The 12,837-nt window shown below is 70.7% G+C and carries 10 protein-coding genes; 2 read left to right on the top strand and 8 right to left on the bottom strand.

Annotated elements, in window-relative coordinates; translation table 11 throughout:
* Positions 1-73: 73 nt before the first annotated feature.
* The 7 genes from ACGFY9_RS12300 to xylB form a co-directional block, all read right to left on the bottom strand.
* Positions 74-1,597 (bottom strand): aldehyde dehydrogenase family protein, encoded by a 1,524-nt coding sequence (locus tag ACGFY9_RS12300; RefSeq protein ID WP_393753655.1) that lies wholly within the window; start codon positions 1,595-1,597, stop codon positions 74-76.
* Between the two features lie 162 nt (positions 1,598-1,759).
* Complete coding sequence (locus ACGFY9_RS12295; protein WP_393753654.1) at positions 1,760-3,037, bottom strand: GAF domain-containing protein; 1,278 nt, start codon at positions 3,035-3,037, stop codon at positions 1,760-1,762.
* Between the two features lie 199 nt (positions 3,038-3,236).
* On the bottom strand, positions 3,237-3,836 hold the full coding sequence (locus ACGFY9_RS12290) for an N-acetylmuramoyl-L-alanine amidase (RefSeq protein WP_393753653.1): 600 nt from the start codon (positions 3,834-3,836) through the stop codon (positions 3,237-3,239).
* A 68-nt stretch (positions 3,837-3,904) separates the two neighbouring features.
* Positions 3,905-4,918 carry an acetamidase/formamidase family protein gene (locus ACGFY9_RS12285; RefSeq protein ID WP_393753652.1) on the bottom strand — a complete coding sequence of 338 codons (1,014 nt, stop codon included), beginning with the start codon at positions 4,916-4,918 and terminating at the stop codon, positions 3,905-3,907.
* Positions 4,915-6,399, bottom strand: coding sequence for an APC family permease (locus ACGFY9_RS12280; protein WP_393753651.1), 1,485 nt, complete (start codon positions 6,397-6,399; stop codon positions 4,915-4,917). The genes ACGFY9_RS12285 and ACGFY9_RS12280 overlap by 4 nt, the downstream gene beginning before the upstream one ends.
* Before the next feature lie 195 nt (positions 6,400-6,594).
* On the bottom strand, positions 6,595-7,851 hold the full coding sequence (locus ACGFY9_RS12275; RefSeq protein ID WP_393753650.1) for an ROK family protein: 1,257 nt from the start codon (positions 7,849-7,851) through the stop codon (positions 6,595-6,597).
* A 28-nt stretch (positions 7,852-7,879) separates the two neighbouring features.
* The gene (gene xylB, locus ACGFY9_RS12270; protein WP_393753649.1) at positions 7,880-9,325 is read right to left on the bottom strand and encodes a xylulokinase; all 1,446 of its coding nucleotides are present in this window, start codon (positions 9,323-9,325) and stop codon (positions 7,880-7,882) included.
* A 187-nt stretch (positions 9,326-9,512) separates the two neighbouring features.
* Here xylB and xylA point away from each other — a divergent pair, with 187 nt between their 5' ends.
* Entirely contained in the window at positions 9,513-10,679 is a 1,167-nt protein-coding gene (xylA, locus tag ACGFY9_RS12265; RefSeq protein ID WP_393753648.1) for a xylose isomerase, read from the top strand.
* Positions 10,680-11,028: 349 nt separating this feature from the next.
* Positions 11,029-11,280, top strand: a complete 252-nt coding sequence (locus ACGFY9_RS12260; protein WP_393753647.1) for a hypothetical protein — start codon at positions 11,029-11,031, stop codon at positions 11,278-11,280.
* Between the two features lie 23 nt (positions 11,281-11,303).
* Here the strand turns inward: ACGFY9_RS12260 and ACGFY9_RS12255 are convergent, their stop codons facing one another.
* Positions 11,304-12,650, bottom strand: coding sequence for an esterase-like activity of phytase family protein (locus ACGFY9_RS12255; RefSeq protein ID WP_393753646.1), 1,347 nt, complete (start codon positions 12,648-12,650; stop codon positions 11,304-11,306).
* Positions 12,651-12,837 lie beyond the last annotated feature (187 nt).

The raw sequence follows: 12,837 nt of genomic DNA, 5'->3' as shown, positions 1-12,837 counted from the left end.
GCGGTGGGGCAAAGATGGCTCGGAAGGGTGCCTGACGGGAGTTTTCCCAGGTCAGGCACCCTTTCGTTTGCCTTTAGAAGAAGCCCAGCTTCTTCGGCGAGTACGACACGAGGAGATTCTTGGTCTGCTGGTAGTGGTCCAGCATCATCTTGTGGTTCTCGCGACCGATGCCGGACTGCTTGTAGCCGCCGAACGCCGCGTGCGCGGGGTACGCGTGGTAGCAGTTCGTCCACACCCGGCCCGCCTGGATCGCCCGGCCCGCGCGGTACGCCGTGTTGATGTCCCGGGTCCACACGCCCGCCCCGAGGCCGTACAGCGTGTCGTTGGCGACCTTGATCGCGTCGTCGAAGTCGTCGAACGACGTCACCGAGACCACCGGCCCGAAGATCTCCTCCTGGAAGATCCGCATCCGGTTGTCGCCCTCGAAGATCGTCGGCTGGACGTAGTAGCCGCCCTTCAACTCACCGTCGTAGTCGATGCGTTCGCCGCCCGTGAGGATCTTCGCGCCCTCCTGCCGACCGATGTCCAGGTAGGAGAGGATCTTCTCCAGCTGGTCGTTGGACGCCTGCGCGCCGATCATCGTGTCCGTGTCCAGCGGGTGGCCCGGCTTGATCAACTCGGTGCGGGCGACGGCCGCTTGGAGGAAGTCCGCGTAGTGGCCGCGCTGGATGAGCGCCCGGGACGGGCAGGTGCACACCTCGCCCTGGTTGAGCGCGAACATCGTGAAGCCTTCGAGCGCCTTGTCGAGAAAGTCGTCGTTCGCCGACGACACGTCGTCGAAGAAGATGTTCGGCGACTTGCCGCCGAGTTCCAGCGTGACCGGCTTGATGTTCTCGGAGGCGTACTGCATGATCAGCCGCCCCGTCGTGGTCTCGCCGGTGAAGGCGACCTTCGCCACGCGCGGACTGGACGCCAGCGGCTTGCCCGCCTCGACGCCGAAGCCGTTGACGATGTTCACCACGCCCGGCGGCAACAGGTCCGCGATCAGGCTCATCCAGTAGTGGATGGACGCCGGGGTCTGCTCGGCCGGCTTGATGACGACCGCGTTGCCCGCAGCGAGCGCCGGCGCCAGCTTCCAAGTCGCCATCAGGATCGGGAAGTTCCACGGGATGATCTGCGCCACGACCCCGAGCGGCTCGTGGAAGTGGTACGCCACCGTGTCGTCGTCGACCTCGCCCAGCGAACCCTCCTGCGCCCGGATCGCTCCCGCGAAGTAGCGGAAGTGGTCGATGGCGAGCGGGATGTCGGCGGCGAGTGTCTCGCGGACGGGCTTGCCGTTCTCCCAGCTCTCCGCGACCGCGAGCGGCTCCAGCTTCGCCTCCATCCGGTCGGCGATCTTGAGCAGGATGTCGGAACGCTCGGTCACCGACGTCCGACCCCACCCCGGCGCCGCCGCGTGCGCCGCGTCCAGCGCCCGCTCCACGTCCTCCGCAGTGCCGCGCGCGATCTCCGTGAACGGCTGTCCGTTCACCGGTGACGGGTTCTCGAAGTACTGCCCGCGGGCCGGCGGCACGTACTCGCCGCCGATGAAGTGGTCGTAGCGCGCCTGGTAGGAGACGATCGCGCCCTCGGTGCCGGGTGCCGTGTAACGGGTCATCCTGGTCTGCCTCCCGGAACAGCGCTGCCCGCCGTTGGGCAGCTCTCGGCACGAGGCTAGGGAACGGGACGTTGCATGTACGTTGCGCGGGAGCGGTGGGTGGAGGCCGGGAGTCGGAGGGCGGGCTGCGCGGCAAGTTCCTTGCGCCGCACGCGAGTTACGTCAGCGGGTTGTCCGGTGTGACCACCCGGTCGGTGCCGCCAGTTCGGACTCCAGCGCGACGAGTCGCGAACGCACCGGTGCCGTTGGGCGTATCGCCGCCAGCGCCCGCCACACGTCGAGGTCGTCCTCGCCCCACGGCGCGTGCGCCCAGTCCGCCAAGAGGTCGGGGTCGCGGCGGGCGATGAGCGCCGTACGGAGGCCGTCCGCGAGGCGGGTCCTGAGCCGGACCACCGCCGGTGCCTGCGAACCGGGCAGCAACGGACCCGTGTACGCCGTCGCCGCTCCCATGACCGCGCCCCCTTCCAGCCGCCGCTCGACGATCGCCACGTCGGACTCGACCGGCGACGTGAGCCGGTACGGACGCGAGGCGAGCAGGCCCGGGCCCAACAGCCGCCGCAGCCGCGCGAGTTCGGCCCGCAACGTCACCGGCGGCACCGACTCGTCCTCGTACAGCGCGCACAGCAACTCGTCGCCGGTCAGCCCCTCGGGATGCCGGGCCAGCAGCACCAGGATCTCGCTGTGCCGGCGGCTGAGCCTCATCTTGCGGCCGTGGAGGCACAGTTGGGCCTCGTCCCGGCCCAGCGCCGTGAGTTCGGGCACGTCGACGGAGGTCTGTTCCGGGGCGAGCAGCGCCAGTTGGGACTCGGCGGCCCGCGCCACCGCCTGCACGAAGCCGAGGCTGTGCGGATGCGCCAGGCCGTTCCCGCCGGTGATGTCCACCGCCCCGAGGACCCGCCCCGTGCGCGGATCGTGTACGGGAGCCGCCGCGCACGTCCACGGCTGGACCCTCCGGATGAAGTGCTCGGCCGCGAACACCTGCACCGGCCGGTCCACGGCGACCGCCGTACCCGGCGCGTTCGTCCCGACCGCGCTCTCCGCCCAGCGCGCACCCGGCACGAAGTTCATCCGGCCCGCCTTCCGCCGGGTCGCCGGATCACCCTCGACCCACAGCAGTCTGCCCTGCGCGTCGCACACCGCCAGCAGATGCTCGCCGTCCGCGGCGAACGTGCCCACCAACTCCCGTATCAGCGGCATCACCCGCGCCAGCGGATGCTCCGCGCGATAGACACCAAGGTCACCGTCCGTCAGCTCCACGCTCGCCGTGCCCTCGGTACCGACACCGGCCCGTGCGGAACGCCGCCAGGAATCGGCCACCACCGACCGCACAGGCTGCGGCACCGTACCCGCCACGGCGAACGTCTCGTGCGCCCGGCGCAGCACCCGCACCCGCTCGGCAGGGTCGGCCCCCGGCTCCAGGGCCACCCATGGATCGGTCAACTCGGCCTCCCTTGAAGTCGATACGACGGCGGTGCAACGGCGGCACAACGGCGATGACACGACAGCGACACGGCGCCGCAACGGATGCGGACATCGTCACTCCGCAGACGGATCCGGACAACCGTTTCGACCAGGTACGCCCCGAACGAACCGCGACGCTCTCGGATCCGGCCCGGAACCGGCCCGGATCCGCCCCGGCTCAGGAGAAATTGACCAGCCTTATGTAGCGCGTCCAGTCCCAGTTCGGCCCCGGATCGGTGTGGTCCGTACCCGGCACCTCGTAGTGCCCGATGATGTGCGCCCGGTCCTTGGGGAGCCCGTACTTCGTGCAGATCGCCGCCGTCAGCCTGGCCGACTGCTCGTACAACGCGTCGGTGAACCACTGGGGTTGATCCACCCAGCCCTCGTGCTCGATACCGACACTGCGCGTGTTGTAGTCCCAGTTCCCCGCGTGCCAGGCGATGTCGGCCTCCCGCACACACTGCGCCACATGCCCGTCGGCCGACCGCACGAGGTAGTGCGCGGACACTTTCTTCTGCGGATTCTGGAAGATGGACAGGGTGTTGGGATACGTCTCCTGCGTGACGTGGATGATCACGTAGTCGACGGGATAGGTGCTGGGGCGGTTGGACGCCGTGTAGTTGGAGGTGCTCGCCGGCTGCCACTCGGCCGGCGGATAGTCGACGGCCTGGGTCTGCGCACCGGCCTCCGGGTCGGGAAGTAACGCGTACGGTACGGCGGCCAGCGCGGCACCCTTGAGGATGCGCCGCCTGCTCGGAAGCGGTCTTGAACGGTCCACTGCGGGTTGCCTTTCAGAGGTCCTCAGCGTCTTCGGGGTCTTCCGGGTGTTCGGAGTGGGCGGCGGGCTCAGTGCTGGAGTGCCGCCGCGGTCTCACGCAGCCGCGCGTGCAGTCCGCGATGCGTCTCGCGCGCGGGCAGCCATTCCTTCCGGATCTTCGCCACGCAGGTGTAGTTGGTGTCGCACACGTTGGCCAACGGCGATTCGACCGCCTGGGTTGCGAACTGGTAGGCGTCCAGTTCGCTGAACCCGTAGTCGCGCACCAGCCAACGCACCAGGTCGAGCTGGGAGATCCGGAACGCGTCCTCCAACGGACGTGCCGAACCCGTCGAGATGATGTGCGTGTCCGACTCGATGCGCGGCCAGGGCGTGGCGACCCCCTTGAGCAACTCCACGATCACCACGGTGTTCATCGCGCACTCGACCGCGACTCCACAGGTCTCGCCCTCGCCCTGCCGGGCGTGCCCGTCGCCGAGGCTGAGCAGCGCGCCGTCCACGTTCACGCCGAGGTAGCAGGTGACCCCGGCCCGCATCTCGGGCGTGTCCATGTTCCCGCCGTGCGCGTCCGGCACCAGCGCCGAACGCACCTCCAGGTTGGCGGGGGCCACACCCACCGTGCCGTGCATCGGGTCGAGGGGCAGCTCGATCTCGATGTCGTTGTCCCGCGCGCGGAACAACGCCGTACGGCGGGTCCGGTCCAACTGCCAGATCCAGACGGTCTCCGGAAGCGGCGGCTGCAGCGTCGCCGTGGTGTGCGTCGAGGTGAGCGCGCCGAAGAGCGGAACCGTGGTCGAGGCGGCCCAGTCCCGGGCGGGCTCGATCGACACGAAGTGCACGGCGACCGTGTCACCCGGCTCCGCGCCCTCCACGTGGAAGGGACCGGTCTGCGGGTTCAGGAAGGGGAACTCGCACACCTCGGACACCAGGTCCTTCTCGGACCGTACCCGTCCGGCGAAACAGTCCTCCGTGTACAGGTCGAGGACCGTGCCGGGCGCGATGCGCGCCACGGGCGGGGCGCCGCCGAACGTCCACGCGTACTCGCCGGGTTCGGGCCGCACCGTGAGGATCCGGGGGTCGTTCATGGCTGTACTGCTCCGTTCTGCGGATGACCGGTGGAGGCGGGTTTGTCGAGATGGACACGGGCGGTTTCGGCTATTCGCTCGGGGTGCCGTCGTAGGAGAACGAGCAGGACCACGACCCCGGCCGCCATCCAGATGCCGACGACCGGCCCGGCGTAGGACACGGGAGCGGTCAGTTCGGTCACGAAGTCGAAGGCCGGGATGCCTGCCGCGGTGAGCAGGGCGGGGACGAAGGCGACGATCCCGAGGAGGGGGACCAGCAGGTGTCGCAGTGGCTTGAGCACCTCGCGCCTGCGGCGCAGGAAATAGCCCGCGCAGGCCAGGTTCACGACGATGTAGACACCGATGACGACGGTGACGATCACCGTGGCCAGGAGGAGGAACGCGGTCACCGGGTCGTAGCCGAGACCGAGGCCCAGTACGGCGCCCACCGCGACGACGGTCTGCACGGCGATTCCGGCGACGGGGGAGCGGTGGCGGGGGTGCAGGGTGGCCAGGAGGCGGGGGAGTACCCGGATGCGGGCCAGGGCGAAGGCGGTGCGGGTCGAGACGGTGGCGCACGCGTTGGCGTTGGCGATCGTCGAGTTGACGACGGCCAGGAACACCAGCACCCAGAACAGTCCGAACGACGCGCGTGCGACCCCCTCCCAGGACGCGGCGCCGGAGGCCCCGAATCCGCTGAAGCGGTCCGGCCCGAAGTACACCGTCATGGCGTAGGTCGTCAGCACGTAGAACAGGCCGATCCCGAGTGCCGCGCCGAGCACCGCGCGGTGCATCGTCCGGCGCGGGTCCCGTGTCTCCTCGGCGAGCGGCGCGGCGGCCTCGAACCCGGCGAACGCGAGCACCGTGTAGACCGATCCGGCGAAGACTCCGCCGAGCCCCGAGTAGTCCTTTCCGGTGTGCGAAGTACCGAACACCGAGAGGGTGTTGGCGCCACCGGCCTTGCCGATCAGCCAGACGGCGAAGACCAGGAAGACGAGGATCTCGAAGACCCCGAGGACCGTGCCGAAGCGGGCGGAGGCGCGCACTCCGAACCAGCCCGCCGCGGCGATGATCGCGGCGCCCGCGAGTGCCCACGGCCACCACAGGTTCTCCGTATACGAGGACCACTCCTGGTGCAGGGTGCCCGCGGTGGTGAAGCCGAGCTGGAGGAGCAGCAGCGGTGGGACCAGTGCTTCGACGAAGACGTAGCCCCAGCCGACCAGGAAGCCGACGGCCGGATGCAGTCCTTGTGCCGCGTAGGTGGCCACCGAGCCGGCGGCGGGCAGTTCGCGGGCCAGCTCGGCCACGCAGGACGCGGTGAACAGGCAGGCCACCAGCGCGATCAGCACCGACAGCGGCAGACTTCCGCCCGCGAAGGCCGCGCCCGACGGGATCGACGCGGCGACCGCGGCGGCCGGCGCCATGGCCGTGACGCTCTGGAAGAGGACCTCGCGCAACCCGATGGCATCCCGCCGCAGCCCCTGAACTGTCTCCCCCGACACGCGAATCCCCCCTCGTCCACCCGTATCCACACCCGCACCCGCACCCGCGCCTCGTCGTCACGACACGACGGCTGCGCCTCGCGTGAATCACGGTACGGCGCTTGCGGGTTGGGCAGTAGGGCGTGGCGTGCTTCCGTGGACGGCGACGGAACTGTGGACAACCCGGTCACTCGGACGGGTGAACCCGGCCGTGTTTCAGGCCTGTTCGGCCCCGTTGTCCCCAGCCCGTCCGGCCAGGATTCCCCCGGCCCGTTCGGCCACCGCCGCCGGATCGTCGAGGACGGCCCGCACCACCGAGTGCGCGGCCCCCAGCAGTGGACCCTCGGGCCCCAGCCGCGACACCGACACCGGACAGGCGGGCCCCGCCGTGCGCCGCGCCAACTCGGCCTCCAGCGACGGCAGCAGCCAGGGCGCGAGACCGGACAGCGCGCCGCCCAGCACCACCAGCTGCGGATCGAGGAGGTTGACCGCGCCGGTCAGCGCGATGCCGAACGCCGTACCGGCGTCGTGCAGGGCACCTCGTACCGCCTCGTCGCCGTCGGCGGCACGCGTCGCGAGCAGACCGACCCGGTCGGCGCCGGGCTCCAGACCGGCGGCACGCAGCACGGCCTCCTCGCCCGCGTACTGTTCGAGGCATCCGCGCCCGCCGCACGCGCACTCCGGCCCGTCCGGACGCACCGGGACATGCCCCAACTCGCCCGCGAATCCCCGGGTTCCGCGCAGCAGCCCCCCGTCGACGACGACCGCGGCGCCGATGCCGATCTCGGCCGACACATGCAGGAAGTCGCGCGGAGTGGTGTCGCCCAGCCAGAGTTCGGCGAGGCCGCCGAAGTTGGCCTCGTTGTCGACCGTGGGCGGGAGCTCGGCGGGCAGCAGGGCGCCGAGATCCGTGTCGTGCCAGTCGAGGTTCGGGGCGCGGACGACCGTACGGCCGTCGCGTGCCACCAGACCGGGCACGGCGACCGCGAGCCCGGCCGGCCACAGGCCCTCCGCGTCCGCCTCGGCGACTACCTGCCGTACCAGGGCGGTGAGTTCGGCGAGCACCGGTTCGGGGGAGCGGCCGCGGTTCACGCCGTGCCGTACGGCACGCGCGCGTATCTCGCCGCGCAGATCGACCGCGCAGACCGCGAGATGGTCGACGCCGATCTCCGCGCCGATCCCGGCCGGACCGCGCCCGCTGACGGCGAGTGCCGATCCGGGGCGGCCCACCCGGCCGGGCCGCTCGGGGCCCAGTTCTTCGAGGAGCCCCGACCGGATCAGCTCGTCCACCAGCGTCGACACCGCCGCACGGGTCAGCCCGATGCGCGAGGCCACGGCAGCACGCGACAGCGGACCGTCGGCGCTCACCGCGTGCATCACGCGCGCGAGGTTGCGCCGGCGCATGCCCTGCTGGGTGTCGGGCAGGGCACGCCCGGACCCGGCGGGGTGCGCCTCGTGCAGCGGTGCGGTCATGCCTCCGTCAGTCCTCGGTCGGTGTGCGTCAACGGGCTTCCGGCCCCCGTTCGAGCAGCGGAGCCGCGTCGGAGAGTACCCCGGAGATCCTGGCCAGCGTCGCCTCGTCGCGCTCCACGGCGTCCAGCACCGGCCCGGCCGCCGTGTTCCAGCGACGGGCCACCGCGGCCGGATCCTCGCCGGTCAGCAGCCCCGCGGCCTGCGCGGCGGCACCGAGCGCGACCAGTTCCTTCGCCTCGGGCACCTGGACCGGGCGCCCCGACAGCCGTCGTACGGTCTCCTGCCAGGCCGTGCCCCGGGCGCCCCCGCCGATCAGCAGCAGCGGCGTGGTGCGGTCCGCGTCCGCGTCGAGGACCAGGTCGAGCGCGCCCAGCAGGGCGTGCACGGCGCCGTCGTAGGCGGCCTGGAGGAGCTGGCCGCCGGTGGTGTCGTGACGCAGGCCGTGCAGCAGGCCGGAAGCGTTGGGGAGGTTGGGGGTGCGCTCGCCGTCCAGGTAGGGCAGCAGCGTGACCGAAGTGCCGGGCTCCACTGCTTCCCGGTCCAGGCCCAGCAGGGCGGCGACCCGGTCCACGGCGAGCGTGCAGTTCAGGGTGCAGGCCAGGGGCAGCCAGTCGCCGTGCGCGTCCGCGAAGCCCGCGACCGTGCCGGACGGGTCGGCGGGGCGGTGCTTCGACACCGCGTACACCGTGCCCGACGTGCCGAGGCTGAGCACGGGGACACCGGGACGCAGCCCGAGACCCAGCGCGGCAGCCGCGTTGTCGCCGGTGCCGGGGGCGACCAGCGTGCCCTTGGAGAACGGCAGGTCGTGGCAGTCGCGCACCGTCCCCGCCACCTCGCCCGGCCGCACCACTCGGGGCAACAGCGCAGGGTCGAGCCCGACGTGCCGCAGGATCTCCTCGTCGTACGACTCGGTCCCCGACGCCCACCAGCCGGTGCCGGAGGCATCGCCCCGGTCCGTGGTGCCCTGCCCGGTGAGCCGCTCGGTGAGGTAGTCGTGGGGGAGACGTACGGCCGCCGTGGCGCGCACCGCCTCCGGCTCGTGCTCGGCGAGCCAGGCCCACTTCGTGACCGTGAAGGAGGCGCCGGGCACGCTGCCGGTGCGCTCCGCCCAGGCCTTCGGGCCGCCCAGTTCCTCGATCAGACGGCGGGCCTGCGGCGCGGAGCGCACGTCGTTCCACAGCAGCGCCGGGCGCACCGGCTCGCCCTGTGCGTCAAGGGTGACCAGGCCGTGCTGCTGGCCGCCGATCGACACGGCCGCCGCCTCGTGGGCAGCGTCTCCGCACTGGCGCAGGGCCTCGCGCAGGGCGTCCCACCACTGGCGGGGATCGCTCTCGCGGCCCGCTCCCGAGGAGACGGTGTGCGGCGCCTGGCCGCTCGCGACGATCCGTCCTGTGGACACATCGACGACCAGTGCCTTCGTGGACTGGGTGGACGTGTCCACACCGACGACGAGCGGACCTTCGGCTGCTGACATCGGGCTCTCCCTGTTTTTTCCGCGGCTCTGCGGGCTCTGACCTGGTGTTCTCAAGGCTGTCCGGGGTGCGGTGACCCGTACCCAACTCCTTCAGGGACACCTTGTCCCTTCCCAGAGCTGCGTGTGCATACTAATTTGTAAACCGCCATGACGAAATAGTCGCAGCGAAGCAACAAGGAGCCGCGTCATGAACTACCAGCCCACCCCCGAGGACAGGTTCACCTTCGGCCTTTGGACCGTCGGCTGGCAGGGAAGGGACCCGTTCGGCGACGCCACCCGCCGTGCCCTCGACCCGGTCGAAACGGTGCAGCGCCTGTCCGAGCTCGGCGCCCACGGTGTGACCTTCCACGACGACGACCTGATCCCCTTCGGGTCCTCGGACACCGAGCGCGAGTCGCACATCAAGCGCTTCCGTGAGGCCCTCGACGCGACCGGCATGAAGGTGCCGATGGCGACCACCAACCTCTTCACGCACCCGGTCTTCAAGGACGGCGCGTTCACCGCCAACGACCGCGACGTGCGCCGCTACGCCCTGCGCAAGACGATCCGCAACATCGACCTGGCGGTCGAGCTGGGCGCCGAGACCTACGTCGCCTGGGGCGGTCGCGAGGGCGCCGAGTCCGGCGCCGCCAAGGACGTACGTGTCGCCCTCGACCGCATGAAGGAGGCCTTCGACCTCCTCGGCGAGTACGTCACCGACCAGGGCTACAGCATCAAGTTCGCGATCGAGCCCAAGCCGAACGAGCCCCGCGGCGACATCCTGCTCCCCACTGTCGGCCACGCCCTGGCGTTCATCGAGCGCCTGGAGCGCCCGGAGCTCTACGGCGTCAACCCCGAGGTCGGCCACGAGCAGATGGCCGGGCTCAACTTCCCGCACGGCATCGCCCAGGCCCTGTGGGCGGGCAAGCTCTTCCACATCGACCTCAACGGCCAGTCCGGCATCAAGTACGACCAGGATCTGCGCTTCGGCAACGGCGACCTGCGTGCCGCCTTCTGGCTGGTCGACCTCCTGGAGAGCGCCGGTTACGCCGGCCCGAAGCACTTCGACTTCAAGCCGCCGCGCACCGAGGACCTCGACGGCGTGTGGGCGTCGGCGGCCGGCTGCATGCGCAACTACCTGATCCTCAAGGAGCGTTCGGCCGCGTTCCGTGCCGACCCGGTGGTCCAGGAGGCGCTGCGCGCCTCGCGTCTGGACGAACTGGCGCAGCAGACCGCGGCGGACGGCCTCAAGGCACTGCTCGCGGACCGCTCGGCCTTCGAAGACTTCGACATCGAGGCGGCCGCCCAGCGCGGGATGGCCTTCGAGCAGCTCGACCAGCTCGCCATGGACCACCTCCTGGGAGCACGCGGCTGACCGCACGCACGCGTGCGTCACGTCACTCGCGAGCCCGCTGGTGTGCGTGAGTGCCCGTTCGTGACCGACCTCCGCGCGGAATGCTCCGGAATCATGCGATCCACGGCATGAGCCCGTATCAACCACCGCGCGGGGGTCGCGCCATGACCTCCACGAGGCGACTCTGGACGGTATGGCCATGCCGCCCGTACCGCCTCGACCGCCCGGGCCTCCGGGCGCCGCCCCGCCTCCGGGAGGCGGCTTCGGACCACCACCTCCCGGAGGCTTCGGACACCCGCCGGCAGGGGACTTCGGGGACTACGGACCGCCTCCCCGCAGGCGCCCCCGACCGCTGTTCATCCTGCTCGCCGTGATCGTCGCCGCCGGAGCCGTCGCCGCCATCGTGCTGATGGCCTCCGGAGGACACGACTCACCGGACAAGAAGACTCCCGCGGGGAGCAGTTCGAGTACGAGCCACAGCCCGTCCCTCACCCTCCCGACGAAACTCCCCACCAGCCTGCCGACCAAGCTCCCGACCTCGCTTCCGTCGAACTTCCCCTCGGAACTGCCGAGCGAGGTTCCCAGCGACATCGAGTCCCTGCTCCCGTCCCTGTTCGGCTAGCCGCCTCAGGAGCCGACGGACGTTCAGATGCCGTGCGGAAGCTTCAGGTACACCACGGTCGTCTCGATACCGCTGTCGACCAACCGCCCCTGCGCGTCGAAGGCGCCCGCGCCGTCCGTCATCCCGAAGTCGTTGTCATTCACGAGGGCGAGCGTGTCGTGATCCACGCGCGCGATGCCCTCGATCTTCTGCGGCACCCCGGAGACGGTCCCCAGGTCGACGACCAGCTTCTTGGCCAGCACCGGGACACCCGCGGCGGCCGGGTTGTCGAGCTGCTCCAGCGACGGGGACGTCGTGTCGGCGTCGTAGCGACCGCCGAGGATGTTCGACTTCGGGCTCAGCTTCACCATCTGCAGCCGGGCCGCCTTGTCGGTGCGCTCCTCGACCAGCAGCCGGTCGTCGCCCACGGCGACCACCGAGGAGATCTTGAGTTCGGAGGTGTCGTCCTCGCTGGGGTCGACCACGTTCACCGGGTCGAAGCGGTACGCGTACTCCGCCGTGACCGCCTTCTTCTTCGTGGAGAAGCGCAGCAGACGGGTGTTGAGCGACGCGTCCCCGGCGCCCCCGTCCGGCAGCGACAGCGGGCTCTGCAGGGCCATCACCAGGTCGCCGCCGGGCAGTTGGGCGAGCCCCTCGAAGCCGCGGTTGATCTTCCGGTGCAGCAGGACGGCCGGCAGCGCCTCCACCACCGGGTAGTCGGCACCGGTCAGACGCAGCCCCTTGGGCACGTACCGCGTGAGTACCTTCCCGCGCGCGGAGACGTGCACGAGGGAGGGCCCGTACTCGTCGACGAGCCAGAAGGACCCGTCCCCGACCCGCACGATGCCTTCCGTGTCCAGCCCGTTCGGGTTGTACGACAGCGCCGTCTGCGCGTCGTAGGAGTACGGCGCCTCGTCGCGTCCCTGCTGGTTCGGCAGCCCGGTGACGGCCTTCCCGGAGGACGTGGTGACCGGGAGGGCGTCCAGGACCTTCACCTTGTCCCCGGAGACACGGATCTTCACGATCGCCGGGTCGAAACCGGGCACGGGGAACGTACGGCGCTTCGTTCCGCTGACCTTGATCTGGCCGTTGGGCCCGCGGTCGGTGACCGTCCAGTACTCGCCCTTGCGGCCGGCCGGATAGATGTCGCTGCCGATGCCACCGAGGTCTACTCCCCGATCGTTGTCCACTGTCCCGGGCAACAGTGCGTTGCTGAACGCGCCGAGCGGAATGTCGCCCAGCGTCGCTGTCCGCGTGACATGGGCGGCCTCGGCCTTCGCGGGGGCTCCTGCGGCCGTACCGGCGGCCACGAGCGCGATCACCACGGCGAGCGGAACACCCGCCGCGACGGGACGACGGACGCGGCGTCGGACGAGGTCGTGCGGGGACATCGGGCCTCCTGAGGACAAGTTGGCTGACAGCGGCCAGAGTTGGGCGTCGTGAGGAACGATGCTCGACGGTGAGGTGAATCAGGGGTGTCGGACGCTGGTCGGGCGGGCGCGGCATCTCGGAGGTATCGGCCACGTAATGCGATCGCGTCCCGTGGCGCTGTCGGCTGCACAGGCCCGGTGACAGATC

The organism is Streptomyces sp. NPDC048504, assembly GCF_043200035.1.
GTDB lineage: Bacteria > Actinomycetota > Actinomycetes > Streptomycetales > Streptomycetaceae > Streptomyces.
This window is presented reverse-complemented; position numbering and strand designations above follow the sequence as displayed.